This is a genomic window from Vibrio sp. FF266 (assembly GCF_041439695.1).
GTDB classification, from domain to species: domain Bacteria; phylum Pseudomonadota; class Gammaproteobacteria; order Enterobacterales; family Vibrionaceae; genus Vibrio; species Vibrio tasmaniensis_A.
Genome location: NZ_JBGOOO010000001.1, coordinates 86,393 through 112,466 on the forward strand (window position 1 = coordinate 86,393; position 26,074 = coordinate 112,466).

At 43.3% G+C, this 26,074-nt stretch carries 24 protein-coding genes; 10 read left to right on the top strand and 14 right to left on the bottom strand.

The window, feature by feature from the left end:
• The first annotated feature begins 337 nt into the window (after positions 1 to 337).
• Entirely contained in the window at positions 338 to 646 is a 309-nt protein-coding gene (locus ACED59_RS00385; RefSeq protein ID WP_009845670.1) for a DUF1289 domain-containing protein, read from the top strand.
• Between the two features lie 128 nt (positions 647 to 774).
• Here ACED59_RS00385 and ACED59_RS00390 read toward each other — a convergent pair whose 3' ends face one another.
• From ACED59_RS00390 to ACED59_RS00415, 6 genes are all read right to left on the bottom strand, one after another.
• Entirely contained in the window at positions 775 to 1,125 is a 351-nt protein-coding gene (locus ACED59_RS00390; protein WP_017097028.1) for a HopJ type III effector protein, read from the bottom strand.
• A gap of 104 nt (positions 1,126 to 1,229) precedes the next feature.
• On the bottom strand, positions 1,230 to 3,803 hold the full coding sequence (luxQ, locus tag ACED59_RS00395; RefSeq protein WP_017097029.1) for a quorum-sensing autoinducer 2 sensor kinase/phosphatase LuxQ: 2,574 nt from the start codon (positions 3,801 to 3,803) through the stop codon (positions 1,230 to 1,232).
• Positions 3,803 to 4,897: a substrate-binding domain-containing protein gene (locus ACED59_RS00400; protein WP_017097030.1), complete on the bottom strand. Its 1,095-nt coding sequence runs from the start codon at positions 4,895 to 4,897 to the stop codon at positions 3,803 to 3,805. The genes luxQ and ACED59_RS00400 overlap by 1 nt, the downstream gene beginning before the upstream one ends.
• Positions 4,898 to 5,203: 306 nt before the next feature.
• Positions 5,204 to 5,518, bottom strand: a complete 315-nt coding sequence (locus ACED59_RS00405) for a GIY-YIG nuclease family protein (RefSeq protein WP_009845674.1) — start codon at positions 5,516 to 5,518, stop codon at positions 5,204 to 5,206.
• Complete coding sequence (locus ACED59_RS00410) at positions 5,519 to 6,175, bottom strand: YceH family protein (protein WP_017097031.1); 657 nt, start codon at positions 6,173 to 6,175, stop codon at positions 5,519 to 5,521. It lies immediately after the preceding gene.
• 63 nt (positions 6,176 to 6,238) lie between these two features.
• Positions 6,239 to 6,439 carry a hypothetical protein gene (locus ACED59_RS00415; protein WP_009845676.1) on the bottom strand — a complete coding sequence of 67 codons (201 nt, stop codon included), beginning with the start codon at positions 6,437 to 6,439 and terminating at the stop codon, positions 6,239 to 6,241.
• Positions 6,440 to 6,634: 195 nt separating this feature from the next.
• Between ACED59_RS00415 and ACED59_RS00420 the strand changes: the two genes are divergently transcribed.
• The 3 genes from ACED59_RS00420 (at position 6,635) to ACED59_RS00430 (ending at position 8,147) form a co-directional block, all read left to right on the top strand.
• A complete protein-coding gene (locus ACED59_RS00420) occupies positions 6,635 to 6,949 on the top strand; it encodes a DUF496 family protein (RefSeq protein WP_004730049.1) in 315 nt (104 codons plus the stop codon).
• Between the two features lie 170 nt (positions 6,950 to 7,119).
• Positions 7,120 to 7,746, top strand: coding sequence for a D-Ala-D-Ala carboxypeptidase family metallohydrolase (locus tag ACED59_RS00425; protein ID WP_009845677.1), 627 nt, complete (start codon positions 7,120 to 7,122; stop codon positions 7,744 to 7,746).
• A 164-nt stretch (positions 7,747 to 7,910) separates the two neighbouring features.
• Positions 7,911 to 8,147 carry a hypothetical protein gene (locus tag ACED59_RS00430; RefSeq protein WP_009845678.1) on the top strand — a complete coding sequence of 79 codons (237 nt, stop codon included), beginning with the start codon at positions 7,911 to 7,913 and terminating at the stop codon, positions 8,145 to 8,147.
• Positions 8,148 to 8,179: 32 nt separating this feature from the next.
• Here the strand turns inward: ACED59_RS00430 and ACED59_RS00435 are convergent, their stop codons facing one another.
• Entirely contained in the window at positions 8,180 to 10,771 is a 2,592-nt protein-coding gene (locus tag ACED59_RS00435; protein WP_029223818.1) for an ATP-binding protein, read from the bottom strand.
• Positions 10,772 to 11,584: 813 nt separating this feature from the next.
• Here ACED59_RS00435 and ACED59_RS00440 point away from each other — a divergent pair.
• Positions 11,585 to 13,021, top strand: a complete 1,437-nt coding sequence (locus tag ACED59_RS00440; RefSeq protein WP_017097033.1) for a glyceraldehyde-3-phosphate dehydrogenase — start codon at positions 11,585 to 11,587, stop codon at positions 13,019 to 13,021.
• Between the two features lie 245 nt (positions 13,022 to 13,266).
• On the opposite strand, the gene ACED59_RS00445 is transcribed toward ACED59_RS00440, so the two are convergent.
• Together ACED59_RS00445 and hcp are read right to left on the bottom strand one after the other, a co-directional pair.
• Positions 13,267 to 14,346 carry a hybrid-cluster NAD(P)-dependent oxidoreductase gene (locus ACED59_RS00445; RefSeq protein WP_017097034.1) on the bottom strand — a complete coding sequence of 360 codons (1,080 nt, stop codon included), beginning with the start codon at positions 14,344 to 14,346 and terminating at the stop codon, positions 13,267 to 13,269.
• Between the two features lie 112 nt (positions 14,347 to 14,458).
• Positions 14,459 to 16,120 carry a hydroxylamine reductase gene (gene hcp / locus ACED59_RS00450; protein WP_017097035.1) on the bottom strand — a complete coding sequence of 554 codons (1,662 nt, stop codon included), beginning with the start codon at positions 16,118 to 16,120 and terminating at the stop codon, positions 14,459 to 14,461.
• A 276-nt stretch (positions 16,121 to 16,396) separates the two neighbouring features.
• On the opposite strand from hcp, the gene ACED59_RS00455 reads away from it, so the two are divergent.
• Positions 16,397 to 16,627 (top strand): hypothetical protein, encoded by a 231-nt coding sequence (locus ACED59_RS00455; protein ID WP_009845683.1) that lies wholly within the window; start codon positions 16,397 to 16,399, stop codon positions 16,625 to 16,627.
• 53 nt (positions 16,628 to 16,680) lie between these two features.
• Positions 16,681 to 17,844, top strand: coding sequence for a carboxylesterase (locus ACED59_RS00460; protein WP_012600309.1), 1,164 nt, complete (start codon positions 16,681 to 16,683; stop codon positions 17,842 to 17,844).
• Positions 17,845 to 17,953: 109 nt separating this feature from the next.
• On the opposite strand, the gene ACED59_RS00465 is transcribed toward ACED59_RS00460, so the two are convergent.
• The 3 genes from ACED59_RS00465 to ACED59_RS00475 form a co-directional block, all read right to left on the bottom strand.
• The gene (locus tag ACED59_RS00465) at positions 17,954 to 18,568 is read right to left on the bottom strand and encodes a LysE family translocator (protein WP_009845685.1); all 615 of its coding nucleotides are present in this window, start codon (positions 18,566 to 18,568) and stop codon (positions 17,954 to 17,956) included.
• Between the two features lie 100 nt (positions 18,569 to 18,668).
• On the bottom strand, positions 18,669 to 19,616 hold the full coding sequence (locus ACED59_RS00470) for a LysR family transcriptional regulator (RefSeq protein WP_009845686.1): 948 nt from the start codon (positions 19,614 to 19,616) through the stop codon (positions 18,669 to 18,671).
• A gap of 93 nt (positions 19,617 to 19,709) precedes the next feature.
• A complete protein-coding gene (locus ACED59_RS00475; protein WP_017097037.1) occupies positions 19,710 to 20,171 on the bottom strand; it encodes an Lrp/AsnC family transcriptional regulator in 462 nt (153 codons plus the stop codon).
• Between the two features lie 243 nt (positions 20,172 to 20,414).
• Between ACED59_RS00475 and yjeH the strand changes: the two genes are divergently transcribed.
• Positions 20,415 to 21,686: an L-methionine/branched-chain amino acid transporter gene (yjeH, locus tag ACED59_RS00480; protein WP_017097038.1), complete on the top strand. Its 1,272-nt coding sequence runs from the start codon at positions 20,415 to 20,417 to the stop codon at positions 21,684 to 21,686.
• A gap of 46 nt (positions 21,687 to 21,732) precedes the next feature.
• Here the strand turns inward: yjeH and ACED59_RS00485 are convergent, their stop codons facing one another.
• Entirely contained in the window at positions 21,733 to 23,190 is a 1,458-nt protein-coding gene (locus tag ACED59_RS00485; protein ID WP_017097039.1) for a PLP-dependent aminotransferase family protein, read from the bottom strand.
• Positions 23,191 to 23,280: 90 nt separating this feature from the next.
• Here ACED59_RS00485 and ACED59_RS00490 point away from each other — a divergent pair, with 90 nt between their 5' ends.
• Together ACED59_RS00490 and ACED59_RS00495 are read left to right on the top strand one after the other, a co-directional pair.
• Complete coding sequence (locus ACED59_RS00490) at positions 23,281 to 23,940, top strand: pyridoxamine 5'-phosphate oxidase family protein (protein ID WP_371704960.1); 660 nt, start codon at positions 23,281 to 23,283, stop codon at positions 23,938 to 23,940.
• 83 nt (positions 23,941 to 24,023) lie between these two features.
• Complete coding sequence (locus ACED59_RS00495; protein ID WP_029223819.1) at positions 24,024 to 24,926, top strand: urea transporter; 903 nt, start codon at positions 24,024 to 24,026, stop codon at positions 24,924 to 24,926.
• A gap of 6 nt (positions 24,927 to 24,932) precedes the next feature.
• On the opposite strand, the gene ACED59_RS00500 is transcribed toward ACED59_RS00495, so the two are convergent.
• Positions 24,933 to 25,940, bottom strand: coding sequence for an AraC family transcriptional regulator (locus ACED59_RS00500; protein ID WP_017097042.1), 1,008 nt, complete (start codon positions 25,938 to 25,940; stop codon positions 24,933 to 24,935).
• Positions 25,941 to 26,074 lie beyond the last annotated feature (134 nt).

Below are 26,074 nucleotides of genomic sequence, written 5' to 3' on the forward strand. Positions count from 1 at the left end.
TTGACCTTTCGTGGTTAAATTTTTGTTCGAGATAGAATCGTTTTAGGCGCGGCAAGATGTATGTAGCCTAGTCATTCTAAGTAAATACATCTTAACAAAGTATAAAACGATTCTAACCGAACCCTTCGGGCAGCCTTTGTGGTTCATTTCTACTGTGTTATCGGCTTCTCATGTAGGCTAGCTACACTTCAAAGCCTCTGCCTTGTAGAAATTTCCCACAAAGTGCTGCAAAAATCAGCTCAAAAGTTCAACAGACCCTTGTGTTTTTGGTTTGATGACTCTTAAAAAGGAAACAAATATGCTACATTTCAGCCCAAATGAATCATGGGTTAGATAGATGAAAACACCTTGCCGAGCGGCTTGTAAAAATAATGGCGGAATGTGCAGTGGCTGCTTTCGAACAATGGATGAAATTATAGGTTGGAAAGGCTTATCTGAAGACGAACGAACGTCAGTCATGGATAACCTTAGTGGCGAGAGTTCGACTCACCAATGTCCGCAGTGTCATGAGCCAGCTCAATGCGATATTAGTGCGGGTAAAGAGACGTGTTGGTGCTTTGAGTTAGAGAAGCGTGATACTAGCAATATTCCAAAAACTGGTGCTTGCATGTGCCGTAAATGCCTGTCTGCCTTGCCTATTCAGTAGCTTACGAACCTAGTCAAGAGTTTGCGAGCCTGTTCATCATATACAAAAAAGCGAGAGGTTGGTCTCTCGCTTCAAGATACGACATTAAGTTTCGACCTACTACTTACTAATAGTTATCTAGTTAGTGGTTACTTCGATTTTGCAATCAGCGCAGGCTGAGAAAACTGTACTCCGCTCCAGCCATGAGTCATGAAGTTACGAATATTTTGATGGTCAGTGTTCTCGGGAAAACCTAATACGTCATTACGATAAAATTGACCAAAACAAGCAAGTGTTTGCTCTGCAGATAGACCTTGCTCTAAACCAAAAGCAAAAATCTTACACGAACCATTATTCTGCCCAGCGGCATTCACTACATCGCCATTACGAAATTCACTCTCAGCAAAATCATAATGAGCTTCTATCACTTGTATTGTATCTTCAAATTGCACGCTTTCTGGGGTATCAGCCAGAGTATTCAATAAGGTTTGCAGTTCCATCCAATATTTCTCCATCAAGTACATATCTGAAGCAGTGTATTTTGTTTTTCAGCAAGAGTAAGCCGTTGTTTACTTGAATCAGTGACTCACTTTCTAGCTTCGACTTAATACTGAGTATCATCCCAGTACAATTGTTTGAAATGAACAAAAGCTTTGTGCAACGACGCTTCTTTTATCGGTTTTACGATCACGTAATTTGCTCCAGCAGCCATGAATCTATCTCTTGTTGACTCTTGAGCATCGGCAGTACACGCATAAATCGGAGCTGTTACGCCAATTTGCTCTCTTAGTTGCTGTGTGGTTTCAATCCCACCAAGATTAGGGAGTTGATTATCCATTAAGATAAGATCGTAAACCGTGCTTTTTGCTAGCTCTATCGCTTCCAAGCCACCTTTTGCCCAAGTAACCACCATCCCATACTTTTTGCAAAATGCCTGTGCGATAAAGGCGTTGGTGTGATTATCTTCCACTAGCAGCACTTTCAACGAACGACTAAACAATGCCTCAGGCTCCATGTCGGCTTGTTTCTTAACGTCGGCTAACAGAGGCTTGGAGTGTAACTCCACTGGGATTTCTATAATGAACTCAGACCCCTGATCTTTAACGCTTCGGACTTGAATGTCTCCCTCCAGCATATCGACAAGGTTCTTTACAATCGTGAGCCCAAGTCCTGAACCGCCATACTCCCGAGTCGTCGTTTCTTCTGCTTGAACAAAAGGTTCAAAAATAGCATCGATCTTACTCTCATCAATACCGATGCCACTGTCTTTTACTCGAACAATCAAGCTAGCGTAATCAGTATTCAAGATACTTTCGATTTCAAAACTGACGGAAATACTGCCTTGATGAGTGAACTTAAGGGCATTGCTCAGTAAATTAAACATGATCTGGTTCAAGCGAACCTGGTCGGTGTGTATTTTGATGTCATCAACCAAGTGATTCACAATGGTGAACTCGACGGATTTATCCTCACAAAGTGGGCGATAGATGCTATCTAAGGTGTTAACCAACTCGCCTAGAAGGAAATCTTTCTTCTGAATATTGAATTGTCCCTGCTCTATCTTAGAGAAGTCCAAAATATCGTTTAGTACCGCCAGTAGATGTTCTGCACTATGGCAAAGTACATCAACCTGATCGCGGTTATCTTCACTGTGTATTGAACGTTTAAGCAACTGAGAGACACCGAGAATACCATTCAGTGGCGTACGAATTTCGTGACTCATTTTAGCGAGGAAGTCTGCACGCACACTGGCAAGATGCTCTGCCTCTTCACGCGCTCGATCTGCCTGTCTTTCTGCTTCTATAAGTTTAGTAATATCTTGACCTTGCACCACCACACCGGTAATGCCGTGTTCAACTCGGATTGCAGACATGTTCCAGCGAAAAACCTTCTCGCCGATTGGCACGTTAATGCCCGTTAGTTTAGAGCCTTGAACCACCATCTGGATATTCGGCAACATACGGAGCTCAAACTCTCGAGCCATTGCACCATAGTTATCATCTTCATCAAATAGCGCCATACGAGCCGCTGGGTTCATCTGAATTAAGTCACCTTTTTCGGACCAAACCAAAATTGGAGAATGCGCAAAATTAAACAGATCTTGAAATTTTTGGTGTTGCTCAGATAAGCGCTCAAAAGTATCTTCCAACGTGCAGCCAATGTGGTGAAATTCGAAAATATTTGAACCATCAAACTTGCTGAACTCTTCATTACCACTTGCAGAACGAGTGAATTCCATTAACTTATCAAGTTCTGCCGCGACTCTTCTTTGAATCCAAGATCGCGCAAGGAAAGACATGATGATGATCACCACAATCATAACAATGATGGTACGTTCATAATTATCTTCGAGTGCAATGAGGTTAGTGTTTTTCTGGATCGCGCGAATGGTTAGGGGGGTTTCAACAGCATTGATCTTAATGGTTGCAATAGTGACGAAATGACGAGGTAGCTGCTCGTACATTTCATAGCTGAGGACGTCTTTTATCGTATAGCTTTCATCGCCACTGAATGTCGATGTCACCGGAGTACCATGCGCTTCAATAACGATATTTTCGCAATTGCTGCCTTGCTGGATAGATTCAGCCAATGAAAAATTGTTGTCGAGCACAATAGCGACATAAAGCTGCCCTAGAACTTCACCGGTTTTGTTATCAACAATAGGGGTTCGCCGAGCCAACAAATGACGCTTACCGATATCCGTAGTCAGCTGAATGAAGTGCCAGTTACTGCTAAAAGCGACCTCATCAGATATATGTTTTAAACTAGATTCATCCAAACCATAGAACTGCCCATTGCCATCTTCCCAAGCTAAACCATTATAAGTTGAAACAAAACGCAAATCAGGAGCATGATCAGGCTCACGTTGGTCAACACCATAAAAAAAGTAGCTCAGAGCCTCTTCATTATTGGTATCAAAATACTCCCTTAAAGTTTCACTGTGTGAGCTACTGTCTTGATGGATTTGCAGCACTGACAATCGATAATCGAACATGTTTTGGATCAAGCTAGAAGTTTGCTTAACCGTTCTATTCGTCTCTTGCTTAACGATCCTACTGCTTGTTTCGTAGTTATGAATAAGCACGCCAAGCGCCATCACGCCAATCACTAAAATAATGATACGCGTAATTAATTTGGCTAAAGTGTTCTTTGGTGTAATGGCGTAGCTTTTTTTCATTATTGGTCTGAGTACCTAAATGCTCGCTGCTTAAGTTCTAAAATACGATCTGGAGAATCCTCTTTAGTCACAATTTCAAACTCACCTGAATAAACGGTAGGAACTTCCAACCCGGTAAGATCCCATTTAATTGCCTCTGCCATCGCAATACCCGTATCATCATTCATGCGCATGACCGTAACATCTAAGTCGCCCCTTGCTATAGCTTCCAATTCTGCAGAGCCGCCTCCCCAGCCATTCACTAATACATCTCGACCAGATTCTCGAATAGCTTCTGCTGCGCCCAGAGCAACATCCGTTGAGCATGCATAAATAAAGTTTAGATCCTTATCGTTAGCTAGGCTGATTTTAGCTGCTTGGTAACCGCTCTCTTTACTTGATTTTGTGTAAAACGACGACTTAAGAGCAAAGTTAGTATCAGAATTCACATCATGGACAAAGGTATCTCCACGAGCATCACTAATATAACCTTCAGAACGATATAACACAGAATACTTGCTGTCCGGTTCACTCACTTGTTTGAAATAATCCGCCAGCTTTAAGCTACCTGTCATATGGTCGAAACCCACGTACATGAACGGCTGCCTATCTGCCCAAGCGCGTACTGGCGTGGTAATATTTTGCAAAATCAATTTGGTGTCCGTTGAGCTCAACACATGCTCAATAAACTTACGGTGCCGCGTCGTCTCTAACGTAAAAATCAAATAATCCGTTTTATTTTCAATCGCTTCTTGCAAAGAGATACTTTGCTGAGAAGGGTTGGCATTATCACGAGTAAAAACCTGATTTATTTGATAATTAATTCTCAATTTATCTAGGCGTTTCTCAAAGGCTTGGATATTACGAACCCAATAATCAGAGATCTGTTGCCCCGGGTACACAACTGAAATCGTGATAGGTTCATCCTGAACTTGCCTCAATGGCACAGGGAGATTTTGCACAGCTTCAACCATTTTATCGGTCAATGCTTTTTGCTCTGGAAATTTAGTGAGGTAATCCTGATATTCCCAATAGCCATTCAGGACGTGGGTACCGTGGGAGAGAGCAGACGCAGAAAACACGGCAACTCCCAATAATATAAGTAAACGTTTCATATTTTTCTCGTTTTATATGAGCTACTTTGGCTCATTTTTTTAACCTAGCATGACACCATCTCTTTGTATGGCTGAAAGATATTATGTAGGACAACGAGGATAAATGATAGCGTCTAATACTAATTGGAATGTCATTCTAAATGTGCAGTGTGTAAATTTGGAACAGAGATTAAGATTAATGAGTCCTAAGATAAAAAAACTCAATTAAAAACAAAAACATTACCATTTAATCAATAACTTAAGTGGTAACCTTGCAACAATTCACGTGACTAACATTCAGCCGAGAATAAGAACTCTAACGATAAGTTACGATACTGGAATATACTGAATTTTATCTTGTTGCCACTCAATGATTAGTTTGAGTGATACTAATTTTTCTTTACGAGATTTAGGTAATTGTTTGATCGCGTATTCGGTCTTTAACGCCTCACTTTTTGACCCAACACCAATACTCCAAACCAGCTTAAGTGGGCCTTTACCTTTTAAGGCTTTTGCACCTTTGCCCGTTTGATGTTGTTCGAATCGACGTTCTAAGTTATTCGTCACTCCACAATAAAGGGCATTGTGTCGATTGCGGATCAAATACACGACCCAATCCGCATTTTTGTCAGATTCCGACATTTAAAGCAGTGATTCAACCAGAGCCTTAAGCTCTGCCACTTCTTCACGTAAGCTCGCGACTTCGGATTCAAGTTCTTCAAACTTTTCACTGGATGCAGATGATGAAACAGCGCTTACCGATGCCGTCGCAAACGCTTCAATGTCTACTTCGCCGCTCAGTAAGTGTTGGTAGCGTGATTCTCGTTTACCCGCTTCTCGTGGTAACTTCACGACTAACGCACCCGCTTCTCTTGCCGCGAGTTTTTCGAGTATTGATTCAACCTCTTTCACATCGCCAAAGTTTGCAAGACGACCAGTTCGAGTACGAAGCTCACCCGGGGTTTGGGCCCCACGAAGCAGCATGCAGCAGATGATTGCACGCTCTTGCTCTGTAAATTGCAGATCACCAAATTCAGTGTTGCAGAAACGGTGCTGATACTTATTAACTCGGCTGTTGAAGCTGCTTTCATCGCTCACCATACGACGTCCGATCAAACCATCAACCGCATCTAAAACGTCTGACTCAGACAGAGAGAGCACAGGTTCACGGTTACTCTTTTGATTACAAGCCGTTGTTAAACTATTTAGTGTCAGTGGGTAATGATCTGGAGTAGTCACTTCTTTCTCGATCAAACAACCGATAATTCTCGCTTCAATTGGGGAAAGTACTGTGTTCATCGTTTTTCCTTTTTATTATTTTGATAATTCCATCTCAACATTTAACAATGCAGCCAGTTATGGCTAATGCTCAGACAAAATCGGTACTCGTTTCTTTCTGCCTTGTTCATCAATCATTATGATCTTAGAACGATTTAGCTCTATTTCCACGACTTCCAAATTAGTGCGCTCTTGTACATACGCATCACGAAGCTTATTTTGTTCTGCCGAAGATTCAACGACATCGTCGCCCAAATCTTCTGTTTCCAATTGTTGTTGATTCATTTCACATGTCGTATCAATGCAGTATCTAAATGGGATACTAACTTGAACGGTAAGATAAAAACAATCGTACGTTAGAGAGAGTGACGAATAATTAAACAACCTTACTTTTGCTTTGATCTAAATACTGTTACATCATCAATTGATGTGCTTTAATCAGAACCAGACAACGTATTTGACGATTAGGAAAAGGAATCTATGAGCAGCGTATTTGAAATTGTTAACCAAGCACGACGTAAGAACAAACTTAAGCGTGAACTTTTAGACAACGAAAAGAAAGTTCGTGACAACCGCAAGCGTGTCGACCTTCTTGATAACCTACTTGATTACATCAAGCCAGAGATGACTCACGACGAGATCCTAGGCATTATCAAAAACATGAAAGCTGACTACGAAGACCGCGTTGATGATCACATCATCAAGAGTGCAGAGATCTCTAAAGCTCGTCGCGACATCAGCCGTCGTATTCGTGAACTAACAGAAGAAGACAAGCAAACTCAAGGTAAGAAGTAATCTAACCTAAAGAATTTACTTGCAACAATGTTAGTAACCCACTCTTTGTAGTGGGTTTTTTTGTGCCTAAATTCCGGCGTCTATACTTAATCGAACGTAATATCCTTAGTGTACGTAAGTAACTAGGTGAACGTTAATAACTAGGCGAACCTAAGCGATGGAGAGACTTTATGTACGGAAGTATTCTGATTACCTTGGCACTATCAACAACGCAACCTTACCCTGAAAAATTTGAGAAACTTTATACCGAAGAAACCGAAATCACTTATGACGACCTCGTGGTCGATGTTCATGGCTATAAGGTTCCCACGAGATCTGCATTTCGAGGTTGGATGCTCCTTAACCACGCCCAAGATCAAGTCAAGGCGATCGGACAGCAACTCAAAGATAACGGCATCACCCAAAGCATGCCTCTGCACTTAGTCTTGTTGCAAGGCACCGACTGGGCAATGAGCAACACCACTCTGTTTACCCTACCCAATAAAAAGCATGTACCAAAAATGATTAATACCCTTAAGTACATTCAACAATATATTGAGCCTGAGATTGGCGTTGTTATTCCTGTGTCTGGAGAAAGAACCGATATCTACAATAAGCAAGCGGGTGGCGCACTGCGAAGTAAACACTTAGAGTTCTGCGCTTTAGACTTAGTGCCTGCTAATGATATTACTCGCGAAAATCTACACGTGAAGCTTAAAAAGATTCATGCGGAATTTGGGCAAAAGAATAACGTTGGACTGGGTTTGTATTCTGGTGTTCGATTCCACATCGATACTTGTGGATTCAGACAGTGGTAAGAACATAGATAGGTCATAAAGACATACAAAGAAACAGAGTCATTACGACTCAAAAATAGAAGCAATAAAATTAAACCATTGATTTGATGATAAAAACATAACTGGAACGCTAATTGCTATTGATAACAAGTATCATAATTATTAATAGCAATTAGGAATTCAATATGAAGACGATGACTCAACGCTTTCAAACTCTACTTTCTGTTTCAAATTTCAGTTTAGCGATCACCGCCTTGCTAATGCTACTCAGTATTATTGTTGCTTATCCGATGGCCGATTACTTCTCACTACCCATTCAAATTTTCGCACACATCAGCACCATATTAGTGGCCGGGTTACTAAAAATCAGCTACGTAGGCCGCTGTGTTGCACAATACAGCCTTGGGCAAGAAGTACGCTAAATCACACAGCGCTAGCCTTGATACTGGGACCATTAGACAATATCAAGGCTACTGAAAAGATCATACAGTTGGTGGGATTTATAAGGTTTCGGCAAGTAGGCGTTCATGCCTGCTTCAAAGCAATTTTTGATGTCCTCTTCTAAGACACTAGCGGTTAAAGCAATAATGGGTAGTGGTGGGGTTTGTTGATCTGTCTCCCACTCTCGAATCACACGAGTCGCCGTTATACCATCCATAACTGGCATCATGCAGTCCATTAGAATGGCATCAAACTGAGCGCCCTGGGTGATGACATCGACCGCCTCTTGGCCATTGCTGGCAATCAAATATTCATAGCCCGCTTGCTCAAGGAAGAAGCTCGCTATCTTCTGATTCATCAGGTTGTCTTCAACAATCAGAATACGTCGATTCAGAGAACGAACTTTTTCATCTTTTACTTCCACCGTCGGTGATTGTACTTCACCGGCATCAAGCGATCGTAGGCTGTTTAAGAAGCGTCTACCCAAAAATGGTAATGTATGGGTCGAGTGAACCGTTTCTGTGATTAGATTGGTTTTAAATAGGTGATGCTGGCACACAATAACGCGAGTCAGCGGATACAACGCCTTTAACGCCTCAAGATCTTTCCTCATAGAGTGATGCAGCGTGTGACAATAAAGTACCAAGTCACTTTCTTTCAGGCTCTCACCAAGATCCGAAATGGATGACACAACATTAGGTCGAACATTTAAGCGCTCGCACTCTTTGACCAATTGATCGAGGTAATTGAAAGAATTAGAAATAATTGTCGCACGGCTTAGGTTATCGAACGTTTGAGCGTGAGCCTCGACCGTGTCTACGTACAAACAAAAGGTGAATGTAGAGCCTCCTCCTTTCACTGAGCGTGCGGTAATATAGCCGCCCATCAAGTCAACAAGCTGCCGACAAATCGCAAGCCCTAGCCCTGTACCGCCGAATTGGCGAGTAATACTGCCATCTTCTTGAGTGAAAGGTTCAAAAATGGACTCTAGCTTCTCTGGCTCAATCCCAATCCCGCTATCAGACACACTGCATTCAAGCTTACCTCGCCCCAAAGACATCGGTGTATAAGCAATATCCGTTGTAATCGTGCCTTTTGAGGTAAATTTAATAGCATTAGACAGCAAATTGGTTAGCACTTGTCGAACACGATACTCATCGAAAAACAGCTGTGTTGGGGTTTGAGCATCAATGTTGATGTCGAGTTCAATGTCTTTACTGATCGCTTTCGACAAAATTACGCTCACAGAGTCGTAAACCGCTTCTCGCAAATCGGCATTATGCGGCGACAACATTAAGTTACCCGACTCTATCTTAGAAAGATCGAGAATGTCATTGAGTAACACCAACAACGAATGTGAAGACGACTCGATATCCTCAAGTACCTCTTGTTGGTTAGCGCTCAGTTGACTCTGAGATAAAATTTCCGCCATACCGATAATTCCATTAAGCGGCGTACGTATTTCATGGGACATGTTCGCTAAAAATGCACTCTTGGCCTTGTTAGCCGAAATTGCATCTTCTTTTGCTATTATCAGCTCTTTGTTGTGATGATAGTTACGTTCCATCACTCGATTGAGGGTTTCAGTAAACTCGGCAAGTTCATCGTTACCTTGAATATGAATCACCTTAGGCTTGCCGTAACTATCCGCGCATTCAGACACCCCTTTCAAGATAATCGATAAGTTTCTATTTAAGCGCAAAGATGTCGCGACACCAAGCCATAACAAAGCACCTGAAACAACAAGGATAAGCAATGTCATAACCGCCGTTTGCCTTTTCTGTAGCGCTATATTTTTTGTCAAATCAAACTTTAATTGATCGGTATAAGCACCAACCGCCTTTGAGATCGCCAATTTCTTTCGCTCTAAACTTTCCACATGTTCATATATTTCAGGTGCCGAGAAGTCACCTTTGAGAAGCCGAGAAGTAAATCGGTCTTGAAATTCATCTTGGGAGAACATGTTTAACAGTTTGCTAATTTCCAGCGAGTGGCTGTCTGATCGTAAAAACGTATCTAACAGCTGTTGTTGCCTTTCTAAAGCACCAACATAGCTCAATAAATATTGATCAATCAGCTCTGGAGAACGATACAAGCGGTAACTCAGCCACGCTTCTCGCTGAGTCCAGAACACGTAGTGAGTAAGATTGATAAACATCGTATCTGTTTGGCTGATCTTTTCGTCCACTATATTGGCACGATATTCAGACAGCTCCATTAACACGCCTTTTAACAGGTCAAAGGCTCGTTCTGTTTGCCGTGCGTTGCTGACAGTAATCTGTGATGCGTCGCTGTCAATACTAGTGGTTACCCGCGCGAGCTTCTTTAACACACTCTTTAACTCAATCAACTGCGTCTCGACAGTCCAACTGTTGTCGAACTGTTGAAGTTGTATTTCGTAATGAGCAAGCCTATCCACTTCCGCTTGCAGCTCTAAAAACAATGGACCTTTCTCTGGGGAGTCTTTAGACAGCACTAACCATTGATAAGCACCACTTGAAACAGCATTAAAAGATTGAAGTGCTTCCACCTTAATTCGCGTTGCTTCAAGGTGATTCATCTTCTTATCGTTCTTGAGCACTTCATTGACTGTAAACCCAAACATAATGAATACAGAAACTGTTGAAAGAAAAATAAGACGCCATCTAATTGACATATTTATCATTTTTATAACGACTCCTTTCCCGATAGTATTTTTACCTAGCCCAATATAAGAATAGGACATTAACAGGAGTTATTGATCAAATTGAATATGAACAAATGACATTATGAGCTAATCATGGGAATTGGCGTCAGTCGTTATCCACGTACAGGATTTAAAGAGGAAGGTCTGTTTTAAACAAGTGAAAGGATAAGGTTATGCCTCTAGATGACAGCAAGTCACTGCTCTAGAAACCAATAAACACCAAAGTTAAGTCAAATTTGTGAGATCTAATCGTTTGCGTCACTAACTTTCTGTACTCAAACTCAGCTTATTCAAAAGTCGAACAAGAAAACTCGCTGAATACCTTATCTGTCGTTTACTTTTTAAGTGTAACTAGTGCTAATGATCACATCTTTAATGATCGCAATTCCCTTTATTACACATTATGTTTTGATCTGAGTATTTTTTGGCGAAAATTAAGTGCTACAGACTGTTAAAGTCAATAGCCTTTCTTGACACTAAAATCTTAATTTATGACCAATTAAAAGCCAATTTTCAGACAATTAATCTGCATTTATTTTTCCTAGCAGAATAACTCGTCGTACCTTACAATCCTGCCACATAAAAATTACAAATTACACACAAGGCATATCAAGCAAATTTAAGTGGCGTTAAAGACCACCAAAGCTTAGATAGCTCAACTCCCCCATGCACTCATGGCTACCCTACATTCGCTATGATTGCAGACATTAACGTGAAAGGTCCCGAGTAAAGATGAGTCCCGAAAAGCACCTCCTAGACTGGCAAACTAGTCAAACTATTGCTGAATCAATCGCTCCTACTTTAGGTCAGTTGTACCGCCAAAAAGGCGTTGAAGTTATCCTCTTCGGTAAAACACTGGTTAACGCAACAACTATCGACATCATCAAAGCTCACCGCATCGCAAAACGTTACACAGGTTCTCCGCTTACCGCAGAACAGACTCAACCCATCATTCAACACCTTCTCTCTATGGACTTGTCTCCATGTCGTATCGATGTTGGTCGCCTTGCTCATACATTCTGGCAAGATCGCGAAGACACACACGGGTTGGATGATTTCCTACAAACTGCACTTTTAGAATCGCTTGAAGGCGAGGCGATGACAGAACCTCGCGATGTTGTATTGTACGGTTTTGGTCGTATTGGCCGCTTGCTTACTCGTCTATTGATCGAGAAAAGTGGCCCAGGTTACCCACTGCGTTTACGTGCAATTGTTGTTCGTGGCGGCAAAGATGGTGACTTAGAAAAACGTGCAAGCTTGCTACGTCGTGACTCTGTTCATGGCCAATTCAACGGCAGCATTGTTGTAGACCAAGAACGTAAAGCGATCATCGTTAACGGTAACTTCATCCAAGTCATCTACGCAAACAAGCCAGCAGACGTGGATTACACATCTTACGGTATCGAGAATGCACTTGTGGTTGATAACACAGGTGTGTGGCGTGACGCTGAAGGCCTAAGCCAGCACGTTGCGTGTAATGGTGCGAAGAAGGTTCTACTGACTGCGCCAGGCAAAGGTGAAATCAAGAACGTCGTATTTGGTGTAAACCAAAATGACATTCAACCAGAAGATACGATCATCTCTGCTGCAAGCTGTACAACAAACGCAATTACGCCAGTATTAAAAGCGGTTCACGACAAGTTTGGTGTCCTATCAGGTCACATCGAAACGGTTCACTCATTTACCAATGACCAAAACCTAATCGACAACTTCCACTCAGGTGATCGTCGTGGTCGTGCTGCGTCATTGAACATGGTACTGACATCGACTGGCGCTGCTAAAGCGGTATCAAAAGCGATGCCAGAAATGGAAGGTAAGCTAACAGGTAATGCGATTCGCGTACCTACGCCAAACGTTTCAATGGCAGTAGCAAACCTAAACCTTGAGAAAGGCACAAACAAAGAAGAGTTGAACGAATACCTACGTGAAATGGCGCTATCTTCAACTTTATCTGCACAGATTGATTACACCGACTCAACCGAGATTGTATCTACCGATTTGGTTGGTTCTCGCCACCCAGGTGTGGTTGACGGTGTTGCAACTATCGCGCAAGACAACCGCGCTGTTCTTTACATTTGGTACGACAACGAGTTTGGCTACAGCTGCCAAGTTGTTCACTGTATGGAACAGATGATGGGTGTTCGTTACAAGACATACCCTGAAGTTTAAACGACTTCGATCTTGTAACTAACTCAGCGCAAACGGCTCCACAACATAATAATTATATCTGCGAAGTCTATTATGGGCTTCGCAACCCTTCTTGTTTTACTCCCCCGTATAAACAGGAAGGTTGCCACTTAGATCTGCTCTCTCTATCTGATCTAAGTGGCCTTTTTACATCTGTTACTTTAATTTTGGTCTCTATTACGCCAACTTTGTCTTTACCATTCTAACAAAGCTCGACTTCACATCTGTTACAGCTCAACCTCAACGTCTGACTGAATCGTACTCGAACACGCAAGGACATAACCTTGCTCAATCTGTTCTGGCGTCAAAGTCTCTTGGCTGCTTGATTCCACTGAACCTTTGGTTACTTTGCACTTGCAAGAACCACAAATCCCACTGCGACAGGCAATAATAATCGGAACACCAGCTTTCTCTAATGAATCAGCCAATGGTGTACCCGCTTCCGCTTCTACTTCTGCGCCAAATGCAGGAACAAACACCTTAACGGCACCATTTGAATCTGCAGACGCTTCCGCTTGTGACTCTTCTGAAGCTGTGTTGCTATTGACCAATGAATCCGTGTTTGGGTTCGCTGGCGTGAAACTTTCTTGATAGAAATTTTCCATGTTGAATTCTAGTTCTTTCAGGTAGCTTTCTATGTTTTGCATAAAGCCAACTGGGCCGCACAGATAAACAGTTCGGTCTAAAATATCTGGGCTGAGTGTTACCAACCAACTCTTGTCTAGACGACCTTGGGGAGCAGTTGTTCCTTCACTGTCTTTTAGCAGCAATTTAAGATTGAAGTTGCTGTGCGCCTCATCAAGTTGGTTAAGCTCTTCAAAGTAGATGGTCTCGCGTCGATTACGTGCCATGTGAACAAAATCGATCTCAATATCACTGCCTTGAGCTAGCCAATACTTTGCCATCGCCATCACAGGTGTAATACCGCAACCTGCACTCACCAGCGTCACTTTTTTCGTCGCTGTTGGCATGCAATCAATACAGTTAAACGCGCCAGCAGGCTTCAATACTGAAACCTCATCACCTTCATCAAGCTCATCAACAATAAAGTTCGAAACCAAGCCACCTTCCACACGTTTCACCGTCAGCTTCAGGCGATTATCTTCAGGACAAGAAGCCACAGAATAGGCGCGATAATCGGTTTTCGTCGGCATATCTAAACCCAGAGTAATGAATTGCCCAGGCTTAAAATTGAAATGTAAGTCTTGTGGAATACTGCCAAGCTCAAAGCTGACCGTATCTGGCGTCTCGTGCCATTTCTTTAAACACACTAAATTGATTGAATCGCTATCCGACCATGCATACATAGTTCACGCACCTTACTGATGATTAAATGACTAAAGATTTAAATCTAAAAAGCCCCGCAGCTGTTTGTTTTATTAAAAACGTCACAACAACGAGGCTTCAGGTTGGCTTAAATTAAGCCGCTAAGATTGTTTTAAGATCTTGTTCTGGCGTTGAAATAGAACGCATATCGAACTCGTCTTGCATAATCTTAAGTAGGTTTTCAGTTAGGAACGCAGGTGCTGTAGGGCCTGTGTAGATACCTTTCACACCTAGAGCGAACAGAGTAAGCAAGATAACGATCGCTTTTTGCTCGAACCAAGATAGAACCAGCGTTAACGGAAGTTCGTTGATACCACAATCAAACTCTTGAGACAGTGCGATAGCAAGCTGAATCGCAGAGTAAGCATCGTTACATTGGCCAACATCTAACAGACGTGGGATACCGTTAATGTCGCCGAATTGGTTTTTGTTGAAACGGAATTTACCACATGCCAATGTCAGGATTACTGAATCTTCTGGCGCTTGAGCTGTGAAGTCTGTGTAGTAGCTACGTTCAGATTTGTCACCGTCACAACCACCGACTAGGAAGAAGTGTTTAATGTTGCCTTCTTTTACTTGCTCAACAACCGCAGGTGCCGCTTCCATCAATGCGTTACGACCAAAACCGACAGTGATCATTTGCTCGATCTCGTCGTGTTTGAAACCTTCTTGCGCTAGTGCACAATCAATTACTGCGCTGAAATCGTCGCCTTCAAGGTGATCAACACCCGGCCAGCCCACGATGCTACGTGTAAATAGACGGTCTGCGTAAGAACCTACATCAGGGTTAAGCAGGCAGTTAGACGTCATTACAATTGCGCCAGGGAAGTTAGCGAATTCTTTTTGCTGGTTCTGCCAAGCGCTGCCGTAGTTACCCGCAAGGTGTGGGTACTTGTTTAGCTCTGGGTAACCGTGTGCTGGTAGCATCTCACCGTTAGTGTAAACGTTGATGCCCTTGCCTTCCGTTTGTTGAAGGATCTTTTCTAGATCATGCAGGTCGTGACCAGAAACAAGGATACAGTGACCTTGCTTCGTCTTCACATTCACGGTTGTTGGTTGAGGGTGACCAAATGTATCTGTCTCGCCTTTATCCAACATTTCCATGACTTTGTAGTTCATTAAGCCAATCTGCATAGACGTATCTAACAGTTGTTTTAGGTCTGATGGATCTGTACCTAGGAACGCCATGATTTCATGGTACTCAGCAAAGATAGCATTGTCAGTTTGACCAAGAACACGAGCGTGCTCCATGTAGGCTGCCGCACCTTTTAAGCCGTATAGGCAAAGAAGACGAAGACCAATCACATCTTCGTGTTGAGAGTCGTGACCACGGTTTACAGCAGCTTGAGGCGCAAGTGCCAATAGCTCTGAAGAATCTGTTGGAAGATCGAACTGTGCTGCTGCAGAAAGCTCTGGAATTTCAAAACCAATCAATGTTGCTGCTGCACGAACTTTTTGCTCTAAACGCTGCTTGAATTCATGAGACTGTTGTGCGAATTCGATAATACGAGCAGGGTCGAAGTTAACGTTAGTCAGTGTTGCGAAGAACGCTTTTGGCGCCCACTCATCAACTTCTGTATCAATAACATCGCAAGCGCGACCTAAGCTTGCCCAAAAAGAAACGCCTTGAAGAGAATGCACCAACACGTCTTGAAGGTCGGATACTTCCGAGGTTTTTCCACACATGCCTTGTGCGAAAGAACAGCCTTTTACGGTTGGGGTTTGAATTGTTTGTTCACATTGAATACAGAACATATAAGGGGCTCCAGTAATTTTTTATTAGCTGTAAGTACTTTGCTTACAGTGACTTATTCCAACCCCTATAGAGCATCAAGCGTGCCAACTTTTAAGTTGTTGATTTTATGGAACTTACTGTTATTCCATGATTTTAGTGCGTGATTATGACTACATATAAACTCTCAATCCACACACACCTGTGTCATAGTGACTCTCTGATATTTATTAACGGTGTTCATGTTTCGTTCAGAATGGAAGCGATATAGTAACAACATAGAGAAAAGAGGAATGAATATGAAAAATATATTAGTTACGATTGTTGCGTTGTTTACTGGCCTATTGGCGTTATTCACGAGCTTGATTCTTGCTATTCCTTTAGCTATTGCAGCTTTAATCACTGGCAAGCGCATTCAGAATCAAATGAAAAAACAGGGTTTCGCAGCTCACATGAACACACGTCAATCATCTACCAGTGATGCCGGTGTTATTGAAGGTGAATACGAAGACCTTTCAAGCAGAAAGTAATCTAAACTTCAGTTTCAGACATAGTAGAAGAACAACAGAGACAACATCAAAAAATGCATAGAAATACCATTCTAACGCTGCTCGCCTTAACGACTTTAAGTCTCGTTGGTTGTTCCAACGAGACAACGATACCTGCTTACGAAACATCTCCAAACTTGCCTGAATATCAGCAAGACAGCTTTGATGCCTACGTCAATGAAACTCAAGATTGGTTATTGAAAAACCGTGTATTCATGACCAAAGACAAGCAGCTAGAGATTCGACTCAATTCACCCACCGAATACAAACCTGCGGCACCTAACGGTAAGGCAGTTTTATTGGTACATGGTTTAGGTGATTCTCCGTACTCATTTAAAGACATCGCAACGCACTTAGCAGAACAAGGCTACCTAGTGAGAACGGTATTGCTACCGGGCCACGGCAGTCGTGTCGGTGACTTAATGCAACCAAGCTTAGAAGATTGGCAAGGTGTTGTAGCTCATCATACGAAGCTATTGGAGCAAGAGTATGATTCTGTGTGGCTTGGCGGTTATTCAACAGGTGCGAACCTTGTGACTTCACAGGCGATGAACGATCCTAAGATCTCTGGGTTACTGTTGTTCTCTCCTGCGTTTCAACCGAGCTCTTCTGCAGTTCAATATGCGGAGCTAGCAAGCTATTTTGTCACTTGGGCGGATCAAGATCCTGAAGACAATGTACTTCGCTATAACTCACTGCCAATGAATGGTGCTTCGGTTTACTACCAAACCTCAGAAGTGGTTCGTGAGGGCCTTCAAGACAAACACTTTGATAAGCCCGTGTTTATTATGATGAGTGAAGGCGACAGTGTCATTGATACCCACTTCGTTCAGCAGGCATTTACGGAATCCATGCCAAACCCAAATAACGTGTTGATTTGGCAAGGGGAAACCACACTTGACGATCCTCGCGCTGTTCAATACAGCATGAAGATCCCAGAGCAACGTATCTCGAACGGCTCTCACATGGGCTTACTGTTCTCGCCAAGCAATCCTTACTACGGGATCAATGGTAGCGAGAAGATCTGCTCCAATGGTCAAGAGGAAGGTTTTGAAGCACAGTGCAACGCGACAAGTGAAGTGTGGTACTCAGCGTGGGGATATCGTGAAGAAGGTAAAAACCATGCGCGCTTGACCTACAACCCGTACTTCTCCGACTCGATGGAAAAGCTCGATGCTGTACTGAATTCAGAAGGCTAACAAGCTCAAACCTGTCGAAGCCAATCCATAGAAGTCAAAAAGGCTCACTAGATAACGTCTAGTGAGCCTTTTTAATGGATATTGTTTCTTACTGGTATATGGACTATCGCTATATCGTCCACACCACACGCACAGCAAGCAGGATTAAAACCACGCCAGACAATCGATCGATCAACTGCGCTTTTGCTCGAATGCGCTCTACGATCAACGGGCTAGAGAGCACTAGAGTAATAAAGGTATACCAAAGGCCATCAACAATCAGTGGCGTTGAGACAATAATCACTTGATTGCTCAGTTCGTTACCTAACGCCACAAATTGGCTAAATAGAGCGATAAAGAACAGAGCGATCTTAGGGCTCAAGATAGAGATCAAGAAAGCCTCGCGAGCAGACTGCATGTAGCTCATCTGTTCACCCGCTTCCAATTTCGCAGCAACTCCACCTTTTGAGCGCAACGCGTTTACACCGAGATAGAGCAGATACGCAGCACCCGCTAAACTGATCCCTTTGAACAACATTGGTGATTGCTCAAGCACAACGGCTAAACCGACAATGGTTGCGAACGCGTAGATACCTATACCCGCAGCGTGTGACCAAGCTGCGATAAGTCCGTTCATACGGCCACCAGCCAAACTGTGCTTAGCGATCATCGCCAAGCTTGGGCCCGGAGACATTGCACCCAATAAGCAAATCGCTAATAAAGAAAACCAAATTGTTACTGTCATCATTCCATTCCTAGTAAAACAAAGCGTTCCAGCTGAACACTCTACAATTAATACTCAATACTTAGCGCTTACAATAAGCCGCAGTAGGTATTATTTGAAATCAAAGATTATCATCACTGGTATGATTTGAAATCATACTTATATTGTAACTCGACTTTTGGATGGCTTTAAACGCTTTCTCTCGAGCCCATTTATGGGCAGAGTCGTTGTCATACTTAGGATGCCACATCAGCCAATAGGTATGCATTTCTGTCTCAAACGGCAGCGAAAAGTAAGCGACATCGAGATGTCGACCCAAGTTGTAAGCAATATGCTCCGGCACAATCATCAAGTAGTCGTCTTGCATTAACACGTTTCCCGCCGATGAAAAGAACGGTACCTGCAATGCGATTCTGCGTTTATGTCCCTGTTTCTTTAACGCAATATCCGAATAGCTGTCTTTGTCTCCCCCACCCGTGACTTTGATATGTGAGTAATTCACGATGTCTTCCGAGCTTATGGCTGATTGCTTAGCCAGCGGATGAGAGGCTCTCATCAAACACACGGACTTATCCTCTCCGAGCTTGATACTTGAGACATGATCTGGCTTTTTGGGGAACATACTCGACGCCAAGTGAATACCTGATTCATTAAGCGTTTCAAGGAAGTTAGGCTGCCACAAACGATAAGCCAAGTTGATATGGGGCGCGTCCTTCGACACCTCGGACACAATAATGGGCAAGATATACTGAGCAACATAATCACTCGAAGCCAACACCAATTCACCTTGCCAGTCTTGTGGATCAAATGGCTTATCATCTAAGAGGTGGTCAAACTCGCCCAGCAAGTCATCGAGCTTGCCTTTAAGCAACAAAGCACGGTTGGTTGGCACCAGTTTGTTCCCATCACGAACCAGAAGAGGATCACCACATAGATCTCTAAGCTGAGCCAGTTGACGACTAACCGCCGACTGCGTGATGTGCAGACGCTGAGCGGCTCGGCTTACATGGCACTCTTCAAGAAGCACATGCAGCGACCGCAGTAAATTTAAATTGATATTACCTAACATCAGCAACCTTAGAGTGAATAAGAATAGAGCGAGTAAGAATAAGTTGAGTAAGTACGGACAAATGACGACACAGTGAAGGTAAGCAGCACTCACTCAAGACATATTAAAAGACGAAGTTTGCTTGTTGAAGAATTCCGTTAAGACAGTATGAGTCATAAGATGTCGAAGTTCAGGATAGCCTTGCAGCTGGTCACGAATTTGGTTCAAACGCTCCATGCTTTCAACTTCAACATAAAGCATCATGTCGGTCTCACCGCTAATAGAGTGACACCACTGCACACCATTAATGGCGTAGATATTTTTAGCGTAAGACTCACAATTATGGTTACTGCTCGACATGTCAAACTTCAAAGAGATATAAGCGCCAACGTTCTTCGGTAAATCAGGCTCGGTCACCTGTGCACAATATCCTGTGATGATCTTATCGTTTTCCAGCTTCTTGATTCTGGCGTTCACTGCAGAGCGAGACAGGCTGACATCTCTTGCGATATCGCTCACTGAGCATCGAGCGTTAGTTTTTAGAATATCTAAAATTTGGCGATCAAATTTATCCATGCTTCTGATTCTTTCCATTTATTGTTCTATTTATAACGCCTAATTTGACACAACTTTCTAACTTATAACAGCCATTATGACAGCCGACACTTTCACGCTTAATCAAATTAATACCGTTAAATTGACGGTGTCTTAAGACGTTTCGCTAGCTGTATTATTGATGTCGACAATGTATGCTTTCAATCTCAGCCTCACAAGACTGCACCATAAAACCGATATCAAAGCCAATAGCAAGGACAGCGAATGACGCAACTCAAACAAGAAATCACGCTTATTTCAGGAATTGGACAACTCTCTACGACCTTGCTTGGCACAGGATTGTTTATGATCCCTGCGATCGCAGCAGGCATTGCAGGGCAGTTATCGCTATTAGCATGGTTAATCCTGTTTATCGCCATTTGCCCGATTGCACTAACCTTCGCAGCATTAGGGAAACGCTACCCCAATGCAGGAGGCACGGCCTATTTTGTGCGCCAAGCATTCAGCGAGCGATTAGAAACCAGTGTGGCTTGGTTGTTTGTGAGTGTTATTCCTGTCGGTATTCCAGCGGCGATTGCATTGGCAGGAGGCTTTGCTCAACAACTGTTACCAGCACCACTCGACACACCATTAGGTGCTCAATCCTTTACCATCGCTCTGCTTATTGCCGTCAATTTGATGGGCAGTAAGTCTTCAGGCCGCTTGCAAACCGTGATTGCCTTGTCGATTTTTGCTTTAGTCAGCGCTTTTGTCTGGAAAGCCGACATCACAGCAGCTGACATCGCAGTTCCGACTATGACATCCGATTCAATGTGGTCTATTGGTGCAGCACTGGCGGTTATGTTTTGGTGCTTTGTAGGAATCGAAGCCTTTGCTCACATGGGAGAGGAATTTAAGAATCCACAGCGTGACTTCCCCATCGCCATCATTACCGGGTGTTTCGTCGCAGGTTTGGTGTACTGGGCTTGTTCAGTGGTTATTATCAAGCTAGGCGCTTATGGTTCGCCGGAATTTGATGCTGCCTCTATCCCGTGGGTGACAGAGCAACTGTTTGGCAATGGCTTTAAAACCGTCATCAGTGTACTTGGCTTCTTTGCTTGTTTTGCTAGCCTAAACCTTTACACCCAAAGCTTGTCTCGCATGATTTGGGCTCAAGCTCGCCAACACACTCCGACCAGTAAAATGGCGCAGCTCAACAGCCGTGGCGTACCACTTTATCCAACCTTAGCAATTGGCTTTATTGCGCTTATCTCGTGTGTAATCGGCGAGCTGTCTAATTTGGATCTCGAATTCTTTCTTAAACTCGCCAACGGTATTTTCGTACTGGTTTATCTGCTTGCGATGTTAGCGGCTTGCCGATTATTGACTGGCGCATCGAGATACACAGCCATGATTTCACTGGTGATCTGTACCTTGGTGTTTATCTGCCTAAGCTGGTCGATGCTCTATGCTGTGACTGTTTTTGTGACATTGTCACTCCCTTGGCGGAAGTGGCTAGGCAAAGGTAAACCCACTGTCTCTATCGACAAGTTGTAACTCGATTAGTGATGAATCAGAAAATTGTAAACAAGCCCTACCAATATTACTGATAAAAAAGCCGAGCGATCTGTTTGATCTTCGGCTTTATGTCAGCCAGTCGGATATTACCAAACCCCAGCACTGCACCACTCCAATCACGAGCATCACTTGATCCATATTCATAAAAGTCAAAAGGACGAATGATGATATTTTCAAACTCTGCTCTACGGCTCCACTCATGTTCAGATATCCCTTGATACCACTTCACTGTCACATGTAGCCCTGCAGCCTGACTGATCACTTCAAGATCGCCATGAAACTCACTTTTAATCGCTTCTATCATCGCTTCATGCTTGAGTTTGTATGAACGACGCACCTTTCTAATATGGCGCAATAAATCGCCTTCACGTACAAAGTCCGCCAGCGCTTCTTGTGTATGTGAGGCCGTGTCTCCAGTGAGCGCATCTTTAATCTCAAGACACTTCGCCACCAGACTTTCTGGCACCACCAAATAACCTAGTCGCAAGCCATTGAACATCACCTTACTCAGGGATCCGACATAGATGATGCGATCATCGAACCCTAACTTTCCCGCTAACCCTTGCATGCTGGTATAAGGGCGATGAGCAAACTGAAACTCACTGTCGTAATCATCCTCAATGATCCATGACTGATGTCGATTGGCCCAATCGATCAGTTTAAGTCGTTGCTCGGTATTCAAGGTCGTGCCCATTGGGTATTGGTTACTCGGCGTGACATACAGAGCCTTGGCGTTACTGGACAGCACTTTTTCAATATCTAACCCAACCTTTTCACGCACACTCACACCGTCTAGCTCTAGCCTCAACAGATCGATGATTTTATGCACTTGTCGATAGCCGGGCTCTTCCACAAGGATTTTGTCCCCCATAGCTAACGTCGCCATCAAACCAATTGAGATGGCTTGCTGCGCACCTGCGGTGATGATGATTCTATCGGTACTGCAGTGAACCGAGCGACTACTCGCAAGATACCCGCTCAATGCTTCCCTCAAGGCCAAGCTTCCCTGAACCTCTTGATTACCCGCAATGTTCTGACGTGTAGAGTGACGTTGCAGCAGCCTCTGCCATTTCGCAAAAGGGAACGCATCTAAGTCAGGAACTCCGGGGGCAAAGCTGCGGTTAATGTCGTTAGGTGTCGCTATGTTTGCAGCCGGTTTACTGACTGTTTGTTTAACCTTCGGATCCTGAACACTGTTTGGCTGAGACAAACTTAGAAAGTGCTCTGGTTGTTCAACCGAGACATAAAACCCTGAGCCTTGCTTACTCTCGATATAGCCTTCGGTGACCAGTTGTTCGTACGCATAAATCACCGTATTTCGACTTACCGACAGTTCTACGGCCAACTTACGCGTTGAGGGTAACTTACTGCCCTTACTCCATAAATCTTGAACAATCTTTTCTCTGATCGCATGAAACAAGGCGGTTTGACGCGTGTCATGTTGCTCGTCTAACTGTAGGTCACCGACATCAATAGGCTGCATAACTGGATCCAAATAGTGTTTAAAAGTGGCTCTATTTAATAGACCAGTTAATCGCTACATTAATCAAAAGGCAATGATTAAGGAGCGATTATGTTATCTAGCACGAAAAGAACCACGATTAAAAAAGGGGCTCACAAAGCCGTATTTGAACAAGAGAAACTGCACCAAATTATTGATGAGAGCTTAATCGCACACATTGCATTGCAGGGTGAACAAGGGCCAATGGTTATCCCGATGCTCGCGTGGCGAGTAGATGATATGGTCTACATTCATGGGGCTAAAAACAGTCGCTTACTAAAAGGGTTAAAAAAGGGAGAGCCCACCTGTTTAACGTTCACTTTGTTCGATGGTTGGGTATTGGCCCGTTCGGCATTTCATCACAGCGCGCATTATCGTTCTGCTGTGGTATTAGGATCATTTTCAGTCATCGATGACAATCAAGAAAAGGATCGCTTGTTGAATATTTTTATTGAGCAAATCGCGCCGGGAAGAACCGACGAAGTCAGGCTCAATAATGAGAAAGAGCTCACCGCCACCGAGCTATTGGCGATCCCTTTAACAGAAGCCTCCGTGAAGATAGGTAAACATGGAGTGAATGATGATAAAGCTGATATGGATATCCCGGTATGGGCTGGCGTATTACCTTATCGAACGGTCGTTGGGCCATTAGAAACCGTTCCAGAGCAAGAAGGCATCATTGAAACACCAGATTACCAACAAGCCTATGGTGAGCGCTGGTATCAGAATTGATACGCAAAGATGGTCAACTTAATAAAATTGCATACAATCTGAGCTACAAAAGATTCAACATAGCAAAAGAATGTAGTCAGACAATGAGAACGAATAAGGATATTCTACCATTTCAAGGCTTGCTCAATGGCATTGGGCAAGTCTATTTCACACCGTCTGTTATGACGTCGCTTCTGCTATTGTTTGCCATTTCTATTGAGTCACTTGCGCTGGCTTTTCTTACCTTGTTTGGCGCCAGTTGCAGCTATGGATTTGCCTTACTGACCAATAAACCGTCTCATGATATTGAGAATGGCATGTATGCGCTAAATGGCGCTTTAGTTGGTTTATTTATCGGTAACTTTTTTGGTGTCACCCCATTTTTGGTTGTAGTGACAATGTTAGGCGCATTACTCACAGTACCTATTGCCCGCATCGTATTCAGTTTTAAGAAATATCGCGGTTACACTAGTGCCTTTATCCTCACCAGTTGGCTGATTTATGCTATCCAATCAGCCTTGGATCTATCGGCATTTTCTCCATCCAACTCCGCATTGATACCCATCATCAGTCTTGAGGTAGACTCGTGGTTCAGCTTACCAACAGCGGTGCTCCCGTTATTGAAAGGGATCAGCCAAGTCAGCTTTATCGATAATGCACTATCGGGTCTAGTCATCTTGGTTGCCATCGCACTCAACAATATCAAGCATGCGCTATGGGTAGTACTCACAGTGTTAATCAGCACTGTTTTTAGCCACATGATTGGCGCTTCTGGCGCGCTAATTGAGCAAGGTCTTTACGGGTACAACGCCACTCTTGCCACTCTAGCACTTGTGCTCTATCCGCGAATTCCTTGGCCGTTAACCCTATTAGGCATGCTGTTGAGCTGTCTCATCACACTTGGTTTTCATGAACTGTCACTGCTACCACTTACCGCGCCTTTTGTCCTTAGCACTTGGATAATCGTTTACCTATCCACTCATTTTAAAAAGCTAGATGAAGACTAATGATGATCAGTATTGACTATCAAAACGCTCAATATACTGCTTAGGCGTCAAACCTCGATGTTTCTTAAACATCCGATTAAAGCTCGCGACGTTGGTATAACCTAACCTCTTCGAGACCTCTTCCACTGGCACTGAATACATCAGTAGCTCTACCGCCACGTTGCTTAACGCATACCCCATAATGGTAGAAAAATTGATGCCCGATTTATGCAAACGGCGTTGAAACTGCTGCTCAGAGAGCCCTAATAAACTGGAAACCTTGTGAAGGGTTGGTAAACCAAAGTGGCGACTGTAGTTGATCATCTCATAGGTGACCTTATGTTCATCACCAGCATCTGGCATGTTTAGATAGTTATCCAAGTCATGAAAGTTCATCGCCAGATTTGCTTTACTGTTCGATAGTGATTGATTGATGGATAACCTCGATTCACTCGGGATCCAAACCTCTGTGCGAGGCTGTCCCCATTGAATCGTACAGCCGAAATATTCATGGTAGAGGTCAACATTCTCTCGACGACCGGCTATTGAAACCGCGACGGGTTTAAAGTCATCACCCAAATATCGACGTAAAATCTTCATAATGAAAACCGCGACTCTTATTGAGTCATGCACTTTACCCGTTTCTGAGTAAGCAGGATTGTCGTAGCACCATTTAATCATTGTCCCTACCTGTGCACCGTATAAGAACGCACCAGACTGTAAACAGTGCAGGCCGATGTTCACTCGGCGGATCGTAGAAGCAAGATCATGTCCAGAAAAAAACCAGTTGGTTAACGGGCCTAATTTTTCAATATCCACTCGGTCAGACAGTTTCAGAATAATATCTGGATCATTAGTTTGCTGTTCAAGAAACCCATACCATTTATCGACTTCATTGACCGGAATAAGATTCATTGAGTTAGTAAACACAGACTTCGGAATACCTAAACGCTCCGTATTAACCACAGGGTTTGTGACAGCGTGTTGATAAATACCCAAAATCCCTAACGCTCTTAAGAAGTTACAATTGTTCATTAGTCGCTAGCCCTTAGAAAGGAGATCATAGATCAAATCATATAATTGCCATTATCGAAGTAATTAGTAAATTTACAACCTGTAAATCCAACTTCCATCACACTCGGCGTTCAAATTTTACTTAGGGTTGATCA

Excerpts from the sequence above, each read along its gene's own strand:
- ACED59_RS00415 (WP_009845676.1), bottom strand. The coding sequence starts at position 6,439 with ATGAATCAACAACAATTGGAAACAGAAGATTTGGGCGACGATGTCGTT.
- ACED59_RS00435 (WP_029223818.1), bottom strand. The coding sequence starts at position 10,771 with ATGTTTGGGTTTACAGTCAATGAAGTGCTCAAGAACGATAAGAAGATG.
- luxQ (WP_017097029.1), bottom strand. The coding sequence starts at position 3,803 with ATGAAAAAAAGCTACGCCATTACACCAAAGAACACTTTAGCCAAATTA.
- ACED59_RS00410 (WP_017097031.1), bottom strand. The coding sequence starts at position 6,175 with ATGAACACAGTACTTTCCCCAATTGAAGCGAGAATTATCGGTTGTTTG.
- ACED59_RS00405 (WP_009845674.1), bottom strand. The coding sequence starts at position 5,518 with ATGTCGGAATCTGACAAAAATGCGGATTGGGTCGTGTATTTGATCCGC.
- ACED59_RS00420 (WP_004730049.1), top strand. The coding sequence starts at position 6,635 with ATGAGCAGCGTATTTGAAATTGTTAACCAAGCACGACGTAAGAACAAA.
- ACED59_RS00430 (WP_009845678.1), top strand. The coding sequence starts at position 7,911 with ATGAAGACGATGACTCAACGCTTTCAAACTCTACTTTCTGTTTCAAAT.
- ACED59_RS00440 (WP_017097033.1), top strand. The coding sequence starts at position 11,585 with ATGAGTCCCGAAAAGCACCTCCTAGACTGGCAAACTAGTCAAACTATT.
- ACED59_RS00500 (WP_017097042.1), bottom strand. The coding sequence starts at position 25,940 with ATGAACAATTGTAACTTCTTAAGAGCGTTAGGGATTTTGGGTATTTAT.
- hcp (WP_017097035.1), bottom strand. The coding sequence starts at position 16,120 with ATGTTCTGTATTCAATGTGAACAAACAATTCAAACCCCAACCGTAAAA.
- ACED59_RS00400 (WP_017097030.1), bottom strand. The coding sequence starts at position 4,897 with ATGAAACGTTTACTTATATTATTGGGAGTTGCCGTGTTTTCTGCGTCT.
- ACED59_RS00460 (WP_012600309.1), top strand. The coding sequence starts at position 16,681 with ATGCATAGAAATACCATTCTAACGCTGCTCGCCTTAACGACTTTAAGT.
- ACED59_RS00490 (WP_371704960.1), top strand. The coding sequence starts at position 23,281 with ATGTTATCTAGCACGAAAAGAACCACGATTAAAAAAGGGGCTCACAAA.
- ACED59_RS00385 (WP_009845670.1), top strand. The coding sequence starts at position 338 with ATGAAAACACCTTGCCGAGCGGCTTGTAAAAATAATGGCGGAATGTGC.
- ACED59_RS00485 (WP_017097039.1), bottom strand. The coding sequence starts at position 23,190 with ATGCAGCCTATTGATGTCGGTGACCTACAGTTAGACGAGCAACATGAC.
- ACED59_RS00475 (WP_017097037.1), bottom strand. The coding sequence starts at position 20,171 with ATGGATAAATTTGATCGCCAAATTTTAGATATTCTAAAAACTAACGCT.
- ACED59_RS00445 (WP_017097034.1), bottom strand. The coding sequence starts at position 14,346 with ATGTATGCATGGTCGGATAGCGATTCAATCAATTTAGTGTGTTTAAAG.
- ACED59_RS00425 (WP_009845677.1), top strand. The coding sequence starts at position 7,120 with ATGTACGGAAGTATTCTGATTACCTTGGCACTATCAACAACGCAACCT.
- ACED59_RS00465 (WP_009845685.1), bottom strand. The coding sequence starts at position 18,568 with ATGACAGTAACAATTTGGTTTTCTTTATTAGCGATTTGCTTATTGGGT.
- ACED59_RS00390 (WP_017097028.1), bottom strand. The coding sequence starts at position 1,125 with ATGGAACTGCAAACCTTATTGAATACTCTGGCTGATACCCCAGAAAGC.
- ACED59_RS00455 (WP_009845683.1), top strand. The coding sequence starts at position 16,397 with ATGAAAAATATATTAGTTACGATTGTTGCGTTGTTTACTGGCCTATTG.
- yjeH (WP_017097038.1), top strand. The coding sequence starts at position 20,415 with ATGACGCAACTCAAACAAGAAATCACGCTTATTTCAGGAATTGGACAA.
- ACED59_RS00495 (WP_029223819.1), top strand. The coding sequence starts at position 24,024 with ATGAGAACGAATAAGGATATTCTACCATTTCAAGGCTTGCTCAATGGC.
- ACED59_RS00470 (WP_009845686.1), bottom strand. The coding sequence starts at position 19,616 with ATGTTAGGTAATATCAATTTAAATTTACTGCGGTCGCTGCATGTGCTT.